Source organism: Psittacicella hinzii, assembly GCF_003585935.1.
GTDB classification, from domain to species: Bacteria; Pseudomonadota; Gammaproteobacteria; order Enterobacterales; family Psittacicellaceae; genus Psittacicella; species Psittacicella hinzii.
The window spans coordinates 1-19,713 of the sequence record NZ_NRJG01000050.1; the positions used below are offsets into that span (position 1 = coordinate 1).

At 37.3% G+C, this 19,713-nt stretch carries 10 protein-coding genes; 2 read left to right on the forward strand and 8 right to left on the reverse strand.

Features of this window, described 5'->3' with window-relative positions:
• Positions 1-23: 23 nt before the first annotated feature.
• The 3 genes from CKF58_RS03160 to CKF58_RS03170 form a co-directional block, all read right to left on the reverse strand.
• Positions 24-1,397: a subtype B tannase gene (locus CKF58_RS03160; RefSeq protein ID WP_147397201.1), complete on the reverse strand. Its 1,374-nt coding sequence runs from the start codon at positions 1,395-1,397 to the stop codon at positions 24-26.
• Positions 1,367-1,552, reverse strand: coding sequence for a hypothetical protein (locus CKF58_RS03165; RefSeq protein ID WP_119530889.1), 186 nt, complete (start codon positions 1,550-1,552; stop codon positions 1,367-1,369). The genes CKF58_RS03160 and CKF58_RS03165 overlap by 31 nt, the downstream gene beginning before the upstream one ends.
• 813 nt (positions 1,553-2,365) lie before the next feature.
• On the reverse strand, positions 2,366-4,783 hold the full coding sequence (locus CKF58_RS03170; protein ID WP_119530891.1) for a subtype B tannase: 2,418 nt from the start codon (positions 4,781-4,783) through the stop codon (positions 2,366-2,368).
• A 469-nt stretch (positions 4,784-5,252) separates the two neighbouring features.
• Here CKF58_RS03170 and aroB point away from each other — a divergent pair, with 469 nt between their 5' ends.
• Together aroB and CKF58_RS03180 are read left to right on the forward strand one after the other, a co-directional pair.
• Entirely contained in the window at positions 5,253-6,389 is a 1,137-nt protein-coding gene (aroB, locus tag CKF58_RS03175; protein ID WP_119530893.1) for a 3-dehydroquinate synthase, read from the forward strand.
• Between the two features lie 140 nt (positions 6,390-6,529).
• Positions 6,530-7,723, forward strand: a complete 1,194-nt coding sequence (locus CKF58_RS03180; protein WP_119530895.1) for a GNAT family N-acetyltransferase — start codon at positions 6,530-6,532, stop codon at positions 7,721-7,723.
• 148 nt (positions 7,724-7,871) lie between these two features.
• Here the strand turns inward: CKF58_RS03180 and CKF58_RS03185 are convergent, their stop codons facing one another.
• From CKF58_RS03185 to CKF58_RS03205, 5 genes are all read right to left on the reverse strand, one after another.
• Positions 7,872-8,774 carry a metal ABC transporter solute-binding protein, Zn/Mn family gene (locus CKF58_RS03185; protein ID WP_119530897.1) on the reverse strand — a complete coding sequence of 301 codons (903 nt, stop codon included), beginning with the start codon at positions 8,772-8,774 and terminating at the stop codon, positions 7,872-7,874.
• A gap of 414 nt (positions 8,775-9,188) precedes the next feature.
• The gene (locus CKF58_RS03190; protein WP_119530899.1) at positions 9,189-14,009 is read right to left on the reverse strand and encodes a translocation/assembly module TamB domain-containing protein; all 4,821 of its coding nucleotides are present in this window, start codon (positions 14,007-14,009) and stop codon (positions 9,189-9,191) included.
• A gap of 60 nt (positions 14,010-14,069) precedes the next feature.
• Positions 14,070-16,952: an autotransporter assembly complex protein TamA gene (locus CKF58_RS03195; RefSeq protein ID WP_119530901.1), complete on the reverse strand. Its 2,883-nt coding sequence runs from the start codon at positions 16,950-16,952 to the stop codon at positions 14,070-14,072.
• A 227-nt stretch (positions 16,953-17,179) separates the two neighbouring features.
• Positions 17,180-18,367 carry a metallophosphoesterase gene (locus CKF58_RS03200; protein ID WP_119530903.1) on the reverse strand — a complete coding sequence of 396 codons (1,188 nt, stop codon included), beginning with the start codon at positions 18,365-18,367 and terminating at the stop codon, positions 17,180-17,182.
• A gap of 3 nt (positions 18,368-18,370) precedes the next feature.
• Entirely contained in the window at positions 18,371-19,423 is a 1,053-nt protein-coding gene (locus CKF58_RS03205; RefSeq protein ID WP_119530905.1) for a metallophosphoesterase, read from the reverse strand.
• Positions 19,424-19,713: the final 290 nt, after the last annotated feature.

Here is a 19,713-nt window from a genome sequence, read left to right on the forward strand (position 1 = left end):
GAGGTCTTAGTCGTTTACTTTAATTATTTTTTCGTAATTTGTTCAATCCATGCAAATAGTTCTGGAAGATCATAATCACCAGAGTGTGGTTTATCCCACGCTAAAGCATAGTCAACATTGTAGCCTAAATTTTCTAATTTAGTTGCAACAATGGTCGGAATTGCTAAAGAGGTATCTTTATCAATCGAACCATGACGAATTCTCCAATAAGGAGCTACACCTGTCTTTTTACCACGTTCGATGTAGTTTAATGGGTTCATCATTTTTACGATTTGCGGATCTGCCATTTGGGCATTAGCTACTGTTGAGTTTTTAAAGCCATACTCGGTAAAGTGTTTAGCCGCTGTAGTCGCATCACCAAACTCATCATTTTCCCCAGCACTTAAATCTAAAGCATCAAATGCAGGTGGAGTTTTTTGACGTTCAACGCTTTTAGCGTAAGTAGCTAGATCAACACTGGTTACTTTACCATCTTTAATAGTTAACCATGGGTAATTTGCAGCTTTAAAATTACTATCCGTATCCATTGCATGCTGCGCACTTGCAGCTAAGTAACCAGCTACTAGATCCGCAAATGAACCTTTACCATTTTCATCTAAAGTAAGAAGCTCACCTTGACGATTACGTAATTTTAAGCTGTTTACGTAAGCAGGAAATTGCGCTTTTAGATCATTAGATACTGCAATTTGCTTATCAGTTAAAGTTCCAGTTTTATACTTACGTTCAACTTTGTAATCTAACGTGCTTACGTCAATAGATTTGTAGCTATTAACGCCATTGAATAACCACTCATAAGCTGTATCAGCATGTTCAAGATTCGTAATTAGCGCGTATGCACTTGCGGCATAAATAGCGTCAGAAGCTTGTGCAGCACCTAAGTCTTTTAAGTAAGGAGTGTAGTCCGCACTATTTGCACTTGCTGCTAATAACAGAGATAAAGCAGCACCTGCAGAAGTACCATTCGAAATAATGTACTCTGCACTACCAGGCATTACTTTATCGTTCGCACGTAAGTAACGTACTGCTGCTTTTAAGTCAACAATAGCCGCTGGAGCTTTACCGTAATATTGACCTTCAGCATTTTTATTTGAACGACCACGAGCACCAGGAGAAGCTACAACTAATCCCTTAGCTAGAGCTTGTTTAATTGAAGATGCATTGCTCGGACCATGTTGCTCTTGTGTTGTTTGTGCAGATGAACTTTCATCAGGTAAAGTCATAGCTTTAGCAGGCATATATCCACCAATGGCATTTGGGAAGAAAATTGGTGCGGTATCTTTGCTATAGCCGTTTAATTTTTGATTTTCAAAATAAGGTTCAGGAATATAAATGTTCATTGATTCATATTCCGCATCAACGGGATTAGTTACGTATACGATGTTTTCGTAAGCTCGCACTTTATAAGTTTACCATCAAGGGTAAAAGTTTTTACCGTGTAATTGCTTTGCGGATCAAATACTAAAGTATTAGTATTGGCAAAAGCAGGAGCACTTGCCGCTAAGCTAGTGCATAGAGCTACCGAAGTCATAACAAATTTTGTTGAAAAACGCATGAAGAAAATCCTTATAGAAGTTTAACTGGTATTTATTGTCTTTACTTAAGTTAGCTAATTTTACATACTCCCAAACTAGCCTGATAGCATAAATCTGATTTCTAACCTGCTATCCTAACTATGTTTACTTAAAGCAATAACACAATTGCTACTTTACAGTTGAACTATAAAATGGCTGATTTATCTCTCGTTAAGCTGAAATACAATAGCCTTAACTTAAGCCCAATCCACCAGTTAAAAAAGAAAACGATTGTTTGTTAAAGTTTTGTTAAGGTTTTATAAGAAGTTACTTAAATTATAGGTAAGGATTAAACTTTTTCAATGCGCTAAGTCGTAACAGCTTAGTTATGCTTTGATTTCTCGTCATATTAATTTTAGAAAATCTCACTTTTAAATTCGCTTGACCCACCAAACAAAATCCAAATTTTACCCCTAATTATCAACAACTTCCAAGTAGGTGGAAAATATTACAATTTAGGCACAACTAAAACCCTCCGAAGTTTAGCGTTTATATTTCCCTAAAGACTTTACGATAATTAAAGGTATTTTTAGGGTACAGATCAGTCTAATTTTAATCAATACGTAAGTTCTAAATTAGTAATTGTTTTGGATATTAGTCAGTCTACAAAGTAAGAGAGAAAAAATAAGAGAGAAAAGATAAGTATGAAAAAATAACATCCCTTTGAAAAAGCAAAAATCCTCAAGCCTTAAGCCTGAGGATGTGAATAATATTTTGTTTATGCCTAATAAATCAAGCAAGTCATTAGCTTTAACGAGGGTAATGATTTCCTAGCGACTTACCAATTGAAGTGCTTAATTTCCTTCATCATTGCCATTATCATCATTACCTAAAGCATGATCCACAGCATGTCCTAAGCGACGTACTGAGTCTTGAATAGCAGCTCCGGTTTTTTCTAAGAAATTAGGTTCAGTTAATTGATTAATCCATGCAAAGAGCTGTGGTAATTGATAATTAACACGATCCGCTTGATTCCATGCTAGTTTAAAATCTACAGGGATTTTTAAACTTGCTAATTGGGTAGCAAAGATAATCGGTAGTGCTACTGAATTTTGATTATCAAATGTACCATGACGTACCCACCAATGGGCACTAATATTCGCTTGATTTTCTTTAATCACATAAGCTAACGGATTATATAGATCTACAAGTAAACTATCAGCACGTGTAGCATGAGGTACTTGACTATACTCTGCACTATAAACGGTAAAGTGTTGGGGATTACCTTGCACACTCGCAAAGAGTTTATTTACAGGACTACTTAAATTTAAAGCATCAACATGAGCGGGAAAGTAAATTCTTCCTACTTGTTGTTGATAATCTTTAAAGCTTACAGCAGTTGCTGTTTGGTCATAGACAATTAGCCAAGGGTAATCATCGGTTTTAAATTCAGGATTAGCATCGATTTCTTCTTGTGCAGCTTGTACTAAATATTTCTCGACTAAACTGCGGAAACTACCATCACCATTAGTTAAAAGCTGATACTTTTCTCCTTTACCATCAGTAAGGTTTAAGCTATTTACATAGGTGCTAAATTCTTGCTGTAGCGTGTTTCTCGCTGCCACTTGTGCCGCGGTTAAATCATGAGCACGACCTAATCCGGCTAAACCTGGTAACGGACGCGCTTGTACATAATCTAAACTGCCAAATGCCCATTCATATGCCATATCAGCATGTGCTAGATCTAGAGCTGGTGCATAAGCCGCTACTGCAAAAACTTGATCCTTACCAGAGGTTGCTTGTAATTGTTTATAAGCGTCAGTAAATAAGGTTTCTTGTTGATTATTACTTACTCCGAGCAGAGCAACTAAGTTACCGCCAACATTACCACCTAGAGCGATGATTTTATCAGCTGTACCTGGCATTTGTTGATCGTAAGTATGTAAGTATTTAACTACAGCTTTTAGATCAATTAAGTTAGCTGGAACTTGACCTAAATCACTTTCACTAGGACGAGCATCAATCCCTCTTAAACCAGGAGTTACCACAATATAACCTTGCGCTAAAGCTTGAGCTACTAAGGAGTTGTCTGTAGGAATCGTTTGTCCAACTGTATGTTCACTATGAGTAAAAGTAACTTGGCAAGGTGCATGAGTTGGGAGTTCCGTATGATTTTGCCGTTCAAAGCTCTCATTCTCTTGCGCAGAATCTTGCTCACTTTCTTCTTGTGAAGTATGATGATTTTCTAGCTCAGGACTAAGAGGACAATGTGAGAGGTGCGGAAAAGCATGGGGTTCAAGCACTAATTGCGGATTAGTTTGATGCGAAAAGGCTGTTTCCTTATCACCAGCTTGCCAGCTTTGTTTTACGTTTTGCACTACATCTGTTACTTTACTTCCTATAGCCGCCACACCTTCTCTGGCTACATGAGCAAAGTTGCCTAATTGGGTAAAAATCGTTTGCGCTGTAGAATTTAGATTAGGTAAAGTAAGATCATTACCCGTTGGCATCACAAAAGCTACTAAGCGGCGGGGTGCTAATAAAGTATTAGCTTGTGCTTCCAAACTCTCACCCGTAGCTTGAGTTTGATCTTGCGTACTGCTTTGAGAACTAGCTTGTTCGCTTGCGTACTCATTAGTTTGCTCACTTGCATACGCACCAGAATCACCAACGGCAGTCTTAGTCTCGTTTGTTCTATTAGGATTATCTACTCGATTAGCCTTACTTACTTGATCTGGATTATGAGCATTAACTTTAAGGCTATTAAACTCTTCTTTACCTACTAAGTCTAGAGGTTTAATACTTAAATAATCCTCTTGTGCTACATAGAGTAAAATTGGAGCTGTTGCTGCATTAAAGTTATTAATTTGCTCATTTTCTAAGTAAGCTTCAGGAATATAAACATTTAATTGTTGATATTCTGGAGCTAAAGGCTTACCTACGTACGTAAGGTCACTGTATACACGAAAACGTAATTCTTGTCCTGCAACCTGTACAACTTTTATTTGGTAAGGTAAATTTGTAAGATCAAAAGGAACTAAAGCAGAGCTTGATGGATTTGCATCGGCACTACCATTAGAGTTACCACTTCCATTAGAAGCGGCACTTCTATTAGAGTTAGCACTTACATTGCTCTTAGCATTCACGTTAGCATTTGCTTTAACTTGATCCAGAGAGTTATTATAGGTAGTTGCGGCATTAACTACACCACTATAGCTACCAAGACTTGCTAGAGCTAAAACTATAGGGGTAAAGCGCATTTTAGTTAACATTGTCTTTTACTCAAAAAGATACTTCTGCTGTCACAGCAGAAAAAAATAGAGAAATCGGTGTAAGTATCGATAAAGATCTAGTAGTTAGGAAATTATTTTTCCCTAACTTATCCTCTTTATCATACTTGTCTAAACGCATATATTTTAACAAAAATCCCCCTTACTGCGATTAGCTTTTACCACTAACTACTTCAGAAATCGGAAATTTATTTTCAGGTTGTTGATTAAGTTAGTAAACAATTCGTTTCCTGGTTGGGTTATTTTGCTTAAATTTAACTACCTTTTAGTTAAGGTAAAAAGTAATCTATAAAAGATTTTTTAGCGGATCTAACGCTTATTTCACTGCTTTTGTAGTACAATATAAGCAAGACCGTAAATTAGCATGAGTTGAGTTTATCCTCGTGCTATTCGTTTACTATGTATTTATGGTCTAAAAGATTTATTGTGATCTTATGAGGAACAGCTTTTTATGTCTGCTGTACGAATTTTAGATAAAGTGCATGTAGCACTACCAGCGAATCAATCTTACGACATTTTAATTGGTACTAACTTATTAGCAAGCGCCAAGCTTTTAGCTCCTTATTGCGATAAACGTGAAGTACTGATTGTTACTAATCCTACGGTTGCTAAATATCACTTAAACACTTTACTCCAAGGTTTAGGTACTATGTGTACTAAACTTGAGGTGGTTGAAGTTATTGATAGTGAAGAAGCTAAAACTACTCCTTACTTAGAGCAAATTTACACAAAAATGCTCGAACACAACTACTCACGCCGCAGCTTAATTATTGCTTTAGGTGGGGGAGTGATTGGGGATTTAGCTGGATATGCTGCCGCTACTTACCAACGTGGGATCGACTTTTTACAAATCCCAACTACGCTTCTAGCGCAAGTGGATTCATCTATTGGGGGCAAAACCGCCATTAACCACAAGCTTGGTAAGAACATGATTGGTGCATTCCACCAACCTAAACATGTACTTATTGACTTAAACGTCCTTGAAACCTTACCTGCGCGTGAATTTGCTGCAGGGATGGCTGAAGTAATTAAGTATGGCTTTATTTTCAGTGAAGAGTTCACTACTTACTTAGAAACTCATCTTGAGCGAATTCTCCAACGTGACCAACAAAGCCTTGCTTACACCATTCGTCGTTGCTGTGAGTTTAAAGCGCAAGTAGTAGCTGAAGACGAAAAAGAACAAGGTCGTCGTGCTTTACTTAACCTTGGACATACTTATGGTCATGCTATTGAAGCAAGTCAAGGTTATGGTAATTGGTTACATGGTGAAGCTATAAGTACGGGGATGATGTTAGCCGCAGCTACTTCTTTAGCTTTAGTTAAAGAAGGTTTAGAACGAGAAGCAGCAATTGACTTTAGTCCTGCAGATTATCATCGCGTAAAAAATCTGCTCACGCGCGCAGGTTTACCTGTTCATATTCCAGAGAATATGGATAGCCAAGAATTTTTAAAATACATGGCAAGAGATAAGAAAAACCTTGCCAATCAGATCGTGCTAGTACTCTTTGCTCGCTTAGGTCAAGCATATGTAGATAAACGCGTAAGTCATGAAATGATTACGCACGTAATTAATAACTACAATGTTTAAACTTATCCTTAAGAATAACTATTCAAAAATATCCTCTCAAAAATATCTTCAAGGATAACTCCACAAGGATAACTATCTAAACATAATTACCTAAGTATAACTCTTGGCAAAAGTTTGCTAGTTTTTAGGATTTTCTCTTTATGAAAGAATTTTTAACCTCAGTTTCTTATCCCTTTTTACGTGAAGATGGCGTGATCTTGGTAAGTCAAGAAATGTCACTTGAACCTCTAGGGAATGAACACCTTAAACCTATGTGGACACAAGTTGAGAAAAATCGTGACCATTTAGGACAATTTCTGTTCTGGGCAAAAAAATGTAATAAAGATGAATTTTGCCAGTACATTGAAACTGCAGCAGCAAACTTTACCGCCAACCGTGAGCGTCATTACGCTATTGTGCTCTCAAACAAAGAGTATAAACATCAGATTATTGGTAGCGTAAGTTTAGTGTTCGATCAACTAAACATTAGTCCAGGAGTGGCTAATCTTGGTTATTACTTATTCCAAGAGTTCTGTGGTAAAGGATATATGCACGAAGCGCTACAAGCCTTATGTGCAATTACCTATACGAACGACTTAGTTGAACGTTTTGAGTTACGCATTCATCAGCAAAATCTAGCTTCGAAAAACGTAGCTTTAAAACTTAATGCTAAGTACGAAGGGGAATTACGTAATTTCCACGGTCATACCTATTACCAATTTGCTTACGTCTTACCTGATGACTTTATTCAGCAAAATCAGTTCATTAATGACAAACTCGCAAATCCAAATGATGTAGAGATTGCGCCATTTGATTTACAGTTTAGTCAAGAGCACCATTTAAAAACCTTAAAAGGTGCTACTGAAGAAATTGCGGTGATTAAAGAACTACAAGCAATTAGTGCAACTAATAATCTGTTACAAGCTAAACAAGAACGTAACTTACAAGAAGCTAATGCTAGCTTACAGCACTACTTAGAGCAAAGCCAAGAGGAAGCAACAACTCCTGTAGAAACAGCTCAAGCTGAGCAACAATCTCAAGCAACATCTCAAACACCAGCTGACGCACAAGAAGCTGAGCAAGCTGCAAATCCCGACCCAAGTGATGTTGTGGCACAAGAGACTAGTCAAGCAAAAGATACCTCAGTATCTACTACTGTAGAAACTACTCTAGAGCAAGAAGAAGTTACTTCAGAAGCTTCAACCATTGCTTCTAAAGCTGCTACTACCGCAGCTACAACAGCAACCGAAAAAGAAGCTGTATTAGGTGCTGCAGAACAAGCTACTAAAGAAACCGCTCAAGCTGATGCTAAAGAGAAAGATACATCTCTAGAAGCAAATGCTAAAGCTAAGTAAGCTTCGTTGCTAAAAGTATACTTTGTTGTATTTCTCCAATGCATTTATAAGTTATACAACTGTGCTGTACCACAAACGCATTTCTTTAATGCCTATAATGCACACATACATGAAAACCTCAGGTTAGATAACCTGAGGTTTTTCTTATTTATTTTAAAGTTTTACTATAGCCATCAACAATGGTATATACCGTTTGTTGTAACATATCTAAGTAAGTTGGTACTGGACCTTTAGCATCAGTTAAAGTATCAACGTATAAGTATCCACCCCAAATAGCTCCAGTCTCTTGCATTACCACATCCATAGGTTTACGATCCATTGTTGAACCAGAAAACACTACTTTAATTTTTTCTTTTTTCACTAAATTAATAATGCGGGTAATTTGTGTTGGTGTACCAACATCTTCGGCATTTACTGGCCAAATCGAATCATATTTAAAGTTTAAATCACGTGCTAAATATGAGAAAGCAGACTCTGAAGTAATTAAATACACATGCTCTAGACTGTGTTTACTAATAAAGTTTTTTACTTTGGCTTCTACGGCTTTAAGTTTTTCAAGGTAAGCCGCAGCATTTTTTTCGTAGCCTTCTTTATTGGCAGGGTCGTATTTAATTAAAGCTTCTTTAATATTATTAACGTATAAATATGCATTATTTAAACTCATCCAACCGTGCGGATTAGGTTTACCAGCATATGGGCCTTGAGTAATTAAAGATGGCTCTACTCCAGTAGAAGCAACTACTACCGGAATTTGTTTTGCAGCTTTAGCATAAAAACGCTCGAACCATTTTTCTAAACCTAAGCCATTAGTAATAATTAAATCTGAACGATTCATGCGTGCAAGATCACGCGAAGTTGGCTCGTACTCGTGTATTTCCGCTCCGATTGGAGTTAAAGATTCAACTTTGGCATATTCGCCGGCAACGTTTTTCGCAATATCAGCTAAAACCGTAAAAGTAGTAACAACTCTTAAGTTAGCTAAAGCTGAACTTGGTAACCAACTGAGCAAAGCTAGCAGCAAAGCTAAACTTAAGGTGATTTTTCTTTTCATAAGCAAATTTTTACTATCTGTTGATCAAGAATATCGAGATCTAGGGTTAATAATTAAGTGAATTTACGGCTAAAAGCCGCAAATAGTATAACACCTCAATTTTTTCCTGTTGCACTTTTTGCAGACAAAAATGCCTAGGATGATCAATCCTAGGCACAAATCTACACACAGAGAAATTGTAAAATCTTGAAGTATCTACTTATTTAGAGAAAAAGCAGGTTGCAAAAATGCTTAAACTTTTTTCCTTATTTTTCAATACAAACCGATAAAGTTCTATCTCTGTGCGCTTAATGTTGATAATTTGCTTTTTAACAGGTCTATTATTCTCGTTTACCAGTTATTGATTACAAGCTATCAATTTCCAGTAACCGTTTACCAGTAATTGCTTACAAGTAATCTCTCACCTTCTATGGTCTACCATGAAGTTGAATATACAGCATCAATTGCAGAACTTGTACCATGTGATAAACGTAAGAAGATTTTTGGTAAAAGACGATAAGAAGCACTAATTTCAGTTAAGCCGTTAAATAAACCATAGGCATAGTTTAAACGTACACGTTTAAGAACTGTACCTGATAAGGTTACTTGTGAGGCTTCACCTGATTTAGCGGTTGATAACTGTAAGTTCTTAATCCCAAAAGTATTACCTATTTCTTGAATAATACTTAAAGAAGAAGAGAGACTTGAAGTGAAGAGCTGTAGACCTACTTGATCATCATCGGTATCAGAGGCCGAACCGGTTAGTAAGTAGTTTAGTTTTTGGCTATCACTAATGTTCGATGGAGTTGAGAATAAACTAATACTTGGTTTATTAGCAGCTCCACTAACTTGCACGCCTACAGTTACATTATCCATCATATATTCAGGATTACGAATCGCGCGTAAGTAGATATTTGGGATTACTGATAGACCATTAAAGGTAATATCCCCTCTTTGGATAATTAAGTTTTGTCCGTATTGATCAAAAGTTCCATACGGAATATTAATTGTGCCAAAGATTTTTGGATTACCATCATAATCTACGTCTAAAGCTCCTGTTAAACCTGCATTTAATCCATAGGCATCAAACACTAAGTTTTTACCAAGAGTTACTTTTAATTTAGCGAGAATATTGCTTGAGCTAGAGCTTTTAGTTGCTTTCGCAACCGGAGTTAGAGGTTTGCCTTGATTATCTACAAACACCACATCACCAGTTGGACCTAAATAACTCGCACTACTCGATGAAGCGACAGTAAAACGTCCATCGTGTAAATTAGCTGTACCGTTTACCACAGCACCATTATTATCATAACGCGCAACAATGTTTGAATCTAATTGTACATTACCATAATCAAGTACACGTAAACGCAGGTTCTGCGTTGTCAGATTAACTTGTGATTTTAAGTTATCGGCATCCGCCCAATCGACATTTCCGGTAAAGACTAACGGCGTTGATTTAGTTGGTAAATTGCCTCTAATATCCGCTTGGTCACCATTTAAGGTTAGATTAATTTCCCCTGCTGATACTTCAAACGGTAAATCTACCATGGCTACACCTAATTGCTTAATACCAGCATTACCATAGAGTAATGGTTTTTTCAAGGTGCCGCCTAAAGTCATGTCCGTTGACAGATTACCAGAAACCTGCTGCGTATTATCAAGTAATGGTTTAATGATATTTAAACTTAAGCGATCGAGAACAACTTTCCCGCTTAAATTTTGTGCACCATATAAATCACTAACTTTAACTTGTGTATCTAGTTTACTCTCACGATTAATACGTAAGTTAGCTTGAGCATTTAAATCAGTGCCCGCTAGTTGCGCCTCAAGATTGATTGCACTTAAGTCAATGTTTAGTAAACTTAGATCAACAACTTGCTTAACATTAATGTATTTCGACTCGGCAGTTAAATGTAGCTTGTTACTACTTGCTTCAAGGTTGCTTGGATTTAACGTAAAGTTAAGTTTAGCAGCAACTTGCCCTTGCAAACGTGTTTTTGCTTCACGTAACATACGATTAAGCATGCTTAAATCAAGTTTATTCAGCGCTAAACTACCTGTTACTTTTTCCGGAGTATACTCTAAAGGAGTAACATTACTTAGACTTAACTGCGAGTTGGAAATAGTGAAAGGTTTAATCTGAGCTTTTTTGCTTGCAAGATTATAGTGGCTTTCAATGGCATTACTGGTTTTTAAACCGTTAATACCAAGGGTCAATAAATCTAAGTTAGCGATATTTAAATTACCGTACACATCATCTTTATAAAGATTGAAGTGCTCAATATTACCACGTAAATTTGCCAGACTCGTTTTTACGTCCACTTGTAAAGTGCTATTAGGTTCACCTACATAGTCTACTTTTACATGATCGATACGAATATCATTTACTTGCGATTTACCTAAACTTACATTAGCCTTACCATATACCGCATCTGATACTTGTAAGGCCAGATTAGCTACTGCTTGTTGTAAGTTTAAGTTTAAGTCTGGAGTTTTATAGCTTAAGTGTTTAATGCTATTAGTACCTTTAATGCTCGGACTATCAAGATTACCTTGTACCGTTAAATCAACATTAGCGTCGATTTTTAATGCAGGTACAAAAGCACTTAAGTTATTAACTTTAGCTTGTAAATAAAGATCTGATGAAGTATTAACTACTCCACGTAAATCTAGATTATTAGTAGCATATTGTGCTTTAACATCTTTCGCAATTAAACCATGAACCGAATCCACACCTAATTGTAAATTGGCCGTAAACGGTTTACCTTCAAGCGTTCCTTTTACTTGCCCTTGTTGGATAAAAGCCGTCCAGTCTTGCTTACTGTTATAAACCCCACCTAAATTAATGAATGTATTTAAGGTTAGATCTTTATAACCAGTGTCCGCAAATTCATTTAAATCTAGTTTATGGCTATGGAGCATTACTTGCGCCATAATGTTTTTATTGTAGTTTAACTCTGCATAAGCATGCACTACACTGCGTTGCTCAAGCGAAGACTCAATAGTATTTAAATCTTCGTCAGCTTTAGCTTGGATTGCTGCTACATCGGCAACTAGATTTTGTTGCGAGTTTACTAGTACCGCACCAACAGTGTAATTAAGTTTGTCGTAAGCTACATGACTATGCGCTTGCAAACGCATATCATTAATGCGTCCTTTAGCCTCCAAAGTTAAAGCATTTAACTTAATGAGCTCTGGGATCTCTAAATGCGAAATTTGCGCCGTTAGTTCGAGTGGCCAGTACGTTTTAGACGTGCGTAAGTCTAGAGCAGCATTAATTTGCGCTTCTGGTGCTTTATTAGCTAAGGTTACAGCTAAACGTTCGTAAACATGCCCTTTAGCAGTTAGCGTTAAATCTAACGGAAAAGGTAAACTCACTAAAGGAATAGCTTGTGCTTTAAAGTCAATTTGTGCATCGAGTACTTGGGTGCGTGCTAAGTAATCAATATGACCTTTTAAAGTTAGATCACCAGTAGCATCTACTTTTAGATTAGCAGCCGTAGCCGTGAGATTACCATCTAAATGTAAATGCTCTAATTGCATTTGACTATTAAACGTAATAGTCGAGCTCTTAGCAGCATTAAGATCTTTTGCTTTACGGGCAGCTTCTAAAAATGGTGCAGCTTGATAGTCATAAAAGCCAACTAACATTGGACCAAACTTCACATTATCGGTAGTTACATCTACAGGCAGGCGCAGATTAGTACCATTAAGTAAAGTTTCACGTGCAGGATTACGGAACACTTGTAGTTGGGAGTTTACTTGCGCTACTACTTCACTAGCTGGTAATTCTTTGCCTTCATCTGTAGGAGTGGCAAACTTAAACTCAGTTGTTTGTCCAGTAAGTTCTTGCCATAAAGCTAGATTAGCTTGATCTGCATCAAGCTCAGCACTCTCTTTATTTGCAGCTTGTTCACCTATACCAGCAGAAACATTGTCACCAGCTTGTGCACTTTCTTGCGAACCAGCTTGCTCACCAGCTTGGCTACTAGTTTGAGCGTTAGTTTGCGCATTAGATCCAGTAGTAGAGTCACTACTTGCGGCAGCACTAGCTTCAGCAATCTCTTGCTCTAAGTCTTCGTTAATACTTGGTAAACTAGCCGTAAAGTCTTGCACTCCACCTGTATCGCTAAACTGATAATTAGCATCTAAAGCGGTTTTAATTTGTTGAAACGCTTGACTATAAGAATCAGCTTGTAAGTTAAAGTAGGTCGCAAAGAACTCTTTTACTTGTTTAGGTAATAAACCATGCTTTTGTACTAACGAGCCTTGCGCATCTTTATCACCTTTGCCATTATCAGCTTGGGCAGCTTGATTACTTTTGTCATCACCGTTAGCAGCAGCTGTTTGAGTATCTTTTGCACCTTGCGCACTTGCAGTCTCTTGAGCTTCTAGATCTTCTAAAGTATTAGGCGTATCTAAGCTATATTGCAAGTAACTAAAGTTACCACTAGTTACTTGAGCTAGATCATAGTTATGCGAAGTATAGTGAATATCACCAACCGCTAACTTATCTAACTTAATATGCATCGGCGCACTTAAGTAGGCATTGTAGATACTCTCCGGGGTCTTTAAACCTAGATTTAGAATCGTGGGCACAAAAGCTGTACTTGCAGCTTTAACTTGAGGATTTGATACTAAGTATTTATTTAACTCGGCTTGTTGTAAACCAATATTTGAACCGACAATGACTTCTAGATTCTCTACCTTACCATTAGTAATGCGAACATCAATCCAATCGTTTTTACTATCATCGTCTTCAGGGTTCGGATTGGTTGTGTCAATGATCTCAACTTCTCCGTTTTCATTGACTTCAATCGGTGCTGCATTAAAGTGATCTAGACGTTCATCATCACCGGTGGCTACTATTACTTGAATATCTTTAATGCCCACTTGATCAAGACATAATTGCTCACGCATTAAGCATCCAAGAATTAAGCGAGCATTTAACTGTCCAATGTGCACTTCAGTTAGAGCTGGGATTTCTTGACTATCAGGTAAATCTTCCGGTTTAGCTATTTGCGGATTATACATATAGTTCTGTGATACGTACTTTAAATTAGTAACCGTAATCCCAGAAGCTAAGCTTCCTTCAACTTTATCCCAACTTAAACCTGGAACCTTATCTGCGACTATATTTAGTACTTTGGTGGTTAAGGTTGAAGAGTAGTAAATTGCTCCTATACCAACTGCTACTACTCCGACTAGCCCTCCTAAACCATAGCCGGCATATTTAAAAACTTTCTTTAATCCCATAGTAATATAAATGATGGCAGAGTTAAAGAGAAACCTCTCTTTAACTCTGCGCTTACGATTTTAGAAACTTGCCGAAATACCTAAATAAAAAGCAATTTTCGACCAAGAAAAACCTTTTTGTAATGGATAAGCTATATCAAATTTCGCATATCCCACAGGTAAGTAATAACGCACCCCTACCCCAGCTCCATAATATAAATTATTGAGGCGAATGTTATCTGAAGAATTACCTCCATCCACAAAGAGCGCCCCTTTTAAGCTTGGCATTAAAGTACGTAAATACTCGACCGTAAATTCAGCTTGTTTATTAGCTCCCACGTCTTCTTCACCTTTATAAGAAGAGATACTTTGATAACCGTAACCACGGATCGAAGTAGCACCACCTGAATAGAGACGTAAGGCTGGAGCTAAGTAGTTAAAGCGATTCGAGTCAATTTTACCTAAACGTACACTTAAGAGTAAACCGTTCTTCTCGCTTAACTGGAACGTATGTTCAGCTTTAAACAGGATTGCATGGTAGCCAACTGATTTAAAGAGTTTTTCCAAACCTAAGGTTGAACGTAAAGTTAAGGATACATCAGTGGTTAGCCCCTTACGCGCAAAAATAAACTCTGAATATTGAATATCCTGTTTAATTTTTTCGTTACTTAACTCCCAGTAGTCACGACGAGCGTATAGTGAAGCCGAGAACTGCCAGTTTTGGAACGATAAACGTGAGTAGTTAAGATAACCTACAACTGATTTACTGTAATACAGTAGATCCGTTTGATAAGCACGTTCGTAATAAAGACCTACGTTAAAGAAAACTTCGTTTGGACGATATAAATATGGGTGTTTATAGTTCACCTCAAAGCGTTGGGTTAGCTTTGAGAGGTAACCACTTGCACTTGCACTACCCCCCCAACGGTTTAAGTAGTAACGTTCATACGAAGCTTGAGTACGCACTCCCTCAGTAGTGTCATAACCTAAAGAGTATTCTAAATTATTAGGTTTACCTTTAGTTAGGTTATAGGTTACATCAACCGTACGTGCTTGGTTATTTACCGTTGTTTGTACATCTACTACGTCAAAGTTCTTACTGGCTTGTAAACGAGCAATCGAACGACTAACTTCGGTTTGACTATAAGCACTTCCTACTTTTAAACCAGCCATATAGTAAGTAACGCGATGATCTAGTGGACCACCATTAATAGTTACTGTACCAATACGGTAACGTTCTCCAGTATTAAAGTCTAAGTTCCAAGTTGCAGTTTTTTGTTCACGGTTAACTAGAACTTGCGCGGTTTCAAATTTAGCGTCTAAGTAGCCATTCTCTTGTGCAATGTCTACTAGATTACCTTTTACACTATTGTAAGTAGGTACACTAAATAAACGTCCAGGTTCGGTAATATTTTGCGCGACTGGATATAGAGTAGTTAAACCATTACCTTCTCCACGTAACACTACTTGTGAACTGTCAGTTACTTTAAGTGGTTTACCTAGTACTACACGTACAGCAAACTCTTTACTATTTACGCGAGTCGTTGTTACTTGTACATCATAGAAACCATAACCATATGCTGCGTTAGTCACGAGTTTTTGTACGGTCATCTGGTGACGCAATGAGCCGTCAATATTCATCGGATTAATAGTATTAATCGCATTTTTAATATTGATTGCTATATCTGCATAGACATTGTTACCGGCTTGTTCTTGTAACTCACTATTACCAACACCTGAAACTTTTACTTTAAAGCCGTTTTCACTTGTAACGGTAAAGCTTTGTCCACTAACTAAGACACTATCATCCATATACTGGTAGTATTCTGGTGGAATAGCTGTTGCTTGCTCGGAAGTTTTGTTCGTAAAAACTAACGGTGAGCGCTGTCCGTATTGTAAATCAGGAGTGTAATAAGTAACAAAAAGCGAACGATAATAAGCCTTTAACCATTGTAAAAAGCTTGGAGCTTTTTCTTGTTCAGCAAAGAAAGCTTTAGCATCTAAAGCTGGAGCTTGGGTACTTAAATAATTAATTACACAACTCGATTGTAATAAATTCTCAAGCGCCTCAGTATCGAGTTTTTTGGGCAGTTTATCAAGCTGATCGTAGTACTGTTGATACTCATCAGTACTTTGCTGGGCAATACGTTGCTCTAATTCTTGATAATTAGATATACTTACGCTCTTAGTTGTCGCTTGCTCTACAAAAGCAGTTAAAGCAGGATTATCTTGCTGTTGCTTAACTAAACAAATGGCTGCTGCTTTTAATATGGTGTTTTGTAGTTGTAAGGTTTGCGGATAAGCAGCTTGGCTTGCATGACGTATATTATTACGTTTTAAGTAATATTTAAGTGCTGCTAAGCTATTGTAACTAGCACTTAAGGTCGGAATCTCAAATTGCTCAGGAGTAGCAGCCGAGCTAATAGTTGTTTTATTCCCTTGGGTACTAATAAATAACCCACGTTGTTCGTAGGTTAGAACATTAGACGGTAATGATAAATGAGGAAATAAATGCGTTGCTTGCTCATCAATAGCAGTTGTGCCATTAGCATTTACAACAGTTGTACTCGCAGCATTAGTATCTGCTACTGTGTTATTTGCAGCATTAGTAGCGGCTACATTTGAGGCATTTGTAACTTCGCTTGTACTAGTATTGTTTGTATTAGCGTTAGCATTTGTATTACTAGAGTTAGTATTACTAACACTCGAGTTACTAGCACCAGCATTAGTAGCACTAGCATTACTCGCACTATAACTCGTACTAGTCGACGTTGTAGTATTTGCGGTATTTGGAGAAGAAGTTGTAGTTCCTGAATTGGTATTAGTTGCAGCAGTATCTGCAGCAGCTAATTCCATGCTCGTAGCCACCAGCATCCCACTCGTAGCTAACGGCAGCAGTAAACTACCTAAAGACTTTACCAACTTCGAAGGTGGTAAAAAATATTTGGGGGTTGATTTTTTCATGACTAAATCTAATCTTGTCACTATATCTTAGCCTCAGCCCTAAGCTAAGCAGAACTCTCCCTAAAGTAAGCAGAGCTCTCAATAAAATAATTATCTTAGACAACTATCTCTAATCTTAGACAATAGTATCTAATCATAGATAATTATTTCTAATCCTATAGATAGTTTTGATTACCTCAAGCTTGCTCTTAGGGAATTTTATTAAAATTACATTCGTTAAGTTAATGCTAGACTACTAGACGTTTAACTTTTGCTATAGGTTGAGCTAAAGACAATAGTGTGTTTGTATCTTGCATATCTACTTTACTTTCAGGTAAGGCATAGGCTGACAAATAACCTCCTTCAACACAAGAAGAATCTGTCCCAATAATGCCTGCTGGTAAAGATACGCAAGTACCTATATGCCAGTGTCCAAAGTACACTGGACGATCAAAGCCAGTTAAAGTTAAGTTTGGATTATGGCTAATAAATTCGGTATGGTGTTGACTTAAATAAGCATGCATCTGCTTAAAGGCAAACCATGGATAAGTAAATTGCTGATAATCTATAACCGAGGTATTACGGATTTCTAAATTAAAATCAGCATAAGGCTGTAAAGGATCTCTAACTAAAACTGAACCTAAATTGGCCTGTACATTTTGCAAGTCTGCAAACTGCGCAGCTTGATGACTTGTATGAGGATAAAGAATACCTGCTTGTTGGGGTAAACGAATTTGCTTATAACGGGCTACCGTAAATACCATCATCATTTCGGCAAATTGTCTAAACTCGGCATCAGTTTCCCAAGATCCGGTGAGCCATGGAGTAGTTAATTGTTTATCTTGCGGATTAACACCATATAAACTTGCATATGTACTCGGCACTAGCGGCATACGCGTAAAATCAACTTGCGGAGCTCGACGCTCTAATTGTGCTAGTGATAAGTCTTGCAACATATGATGAAAATATTTAAAACCGAGAAGATAACCACGTTGCTTATGGCTTAGGCTAGCTATAAATTCTTGACTCTGCTTGGCATAAGTAACGATTTGCTCATGCGACCAATGAGGTTCAAGTGAGGCATGTGTTAAATAGAACTCGTCTTCGGCAATGACTAAAGGTAAACTTACAAGATAATCCGCATAATAGCGTTGCTTACGTGGGTCAAGACTCATAACATCAGCCACTTGATCTCTTTCAAGGACTGGCAAGCCGCCATGAATTAAACAAATTAATCGTAAATCGTTATTCCCTAAAACCACTTGCGCTTGATGTTTAATCGCTAAATCTATTACCCGTACCGAGGCATTACCTCGACATACAAGGTCTCCGGCGAGATATAACTCATCTTTACTCGGATTAAAGTCGATTGCACTTAATAAACGCTCAAACTCATTAGCACAACCATGAATATCTCCAATTAAATACTTACTCATGGACTATTTATCCTTGTATACCGTAGCAACAGGTTGAGCTAGTTGTTTAAGGGTTGCAAGATCTTGCATATTAACTGCGCTTTCACTTAATTGATAAGCTGTTAGACGATCGCCATAGACACATGAAGTATCAGTACAAATAATACCAGGTACTAACTCATGTCCATTTAAACGCGACCAATGCCCAAAGTACACTGGCTTCGTAAAGCCTTGGTATTGTAAATTAGGATTATCTTTTACCAGTTCAGGATTGAGTCTTGTTTGCTCGTCCAACATACGCGCAAATTCAAACCAAGGGTAGAGTCTTTGCTCTGGCATACAAATAGGCTCACCTTTCATGCCCACATCAATGTCAAAGAAAGATCGTTGAAAATCCTTAACTAACACAGACCAAGGATAGTTGTTTAAGTTTTCTAATCCAACTTCTTGACTTAGAGCTGTTAAAGATTGCGGGAATAAAATCGAACTTTCATCTACGGTTGTTAGCTTACGATAGCGACATACAGTAAAGATAAATAAGCATTCATATAGATGGCGTAATGAAGATTCTTGCGTATAGTCAAATTCTTTTAAGCCATCAATAAAGCGCTTATTGCTAAAAAAGTGCATAAAATCGGATGTTTGCCAAGAGGCAAAGTAAGTACTTAATTCTTTACCATAAGTAGTAATTTGTTCGGCCGACCAAGATGGATCAAGCGAAGCATGCACTAAGTAAAAGCCATCTTCCTCGCGCACAAAACCTTGTTCTTGTAACCAACTACCGTAGTAGTTACGTTTTTTAGCATCAAGATTTAAAATCTGCTCAAAATTATCGCTTGGGATAGCTTGACGCGCTCCATGCAAACAAGCTAAAAAGTGTAAATCATAGTTACCTAATACCGCTTGTGCTTGATGTTTGATAGCCAAATCAAAAACCAGCTGAGGAGAAGTACCACGTCCAATAAGATCTCCTGCTAAATATAGCTCGTCTTTACTTGGATTAAATGCTAGTTCATCTAGTAAACGAGCAAACTCCTCTCCACAACCGTGGATGTCTCCTATTACATACTTTGCCATTTTCTTATTCCTTGGTCGCGCCTATAACTAGGATGTTATTTCATAAACCAGTATGCTACTTCATACTTTTATGTTTTAGGCGCAAATTATGCCTATTTTACGCCTACTATTATATCAGTTCTCATCTAACGACCTAAGAAAAAAGGTCTATTTTCCCGTAACTAAGCATAGATAAATACTTATCTTTTACCTACGTTTTAAGACAATCTTAACTTAGATTTACCAGTTTAAAATTACGGATTAATTTTACAAACATCTACTTATATATGCTACTTAGATATGCTACTTAG

What these genes read in the sequence shown, in the direction of transcription:
- CKF58_RS03165 (WP_119530889.1), bottom strand. Translation starts at nt 1,552, where the DNA reads ATGCGTTTTTCAACAAAATTTGTTATGACTTCGGTAGCTCTATGCACT.
- CKF58_RS03170 (WP_119530891.1), bottom strand. Translation starts at nt 4,783, where the DNA reads ATGTTAACTAAAATGCGCTTTACCCCTATAGTTTTAGCTCTAGCAAGT.
- aroB (WP_119530893.1), top strand. Translation starts at nt 5,253, where the DNA reads ATGTCTGCTGTACGAATTTTAGATAAAGTGCATGTAGCACTACCAGCG.
- CKF58_RS03180 (WP_119530895.1), top strand. Translation starts at nt 6,530, where the DNA reads ATGAAAGAATTTTTAACCTCAGTTTCTTATCCCTTTTTACGTGAAGAT.
- CKF58_RS03185 (WP_119530897.1), bottom strand. Translation starts at nt 8,774, where the DNA reads ATGAAAAGAAAAATCACCTTAAGTTTAGCTTTGCTGCTAGCTTTGCTC.
- CKF58_RS03190 (WP_119530899.1), bottom strand. Translation starts at nt 14,009, where the DNA reads ATGGGATTAAAGAAAGTTTTTAAATATGCCGGCTATGGTTTAGGAGGG.
- CKF58_RS03195 (WP_119530901.1), bottom strand. Translation starts at nt 16,952, where the DNA reads ATGAAAAAATCAACCCCCAAATATTTTTTACCACCTTCGAAGTTGGTA.
- CKF58_RS03200 (WP_119530903.1), bottom strand. Translation starts at nt 18,367, where the DNA reads ATGAGTAAGTATTTAATTGGAGATATTCATGGTTGTGCTAATGAGTTT.
- CKF58_RS03205 (WP_119530905.1), bottom strand. Translation starts at nt 19,423, where the DNA reads ATGGCAAAGTATGTAATAGGAGACATCCACGGTTGTGGAGAGGAGTTT.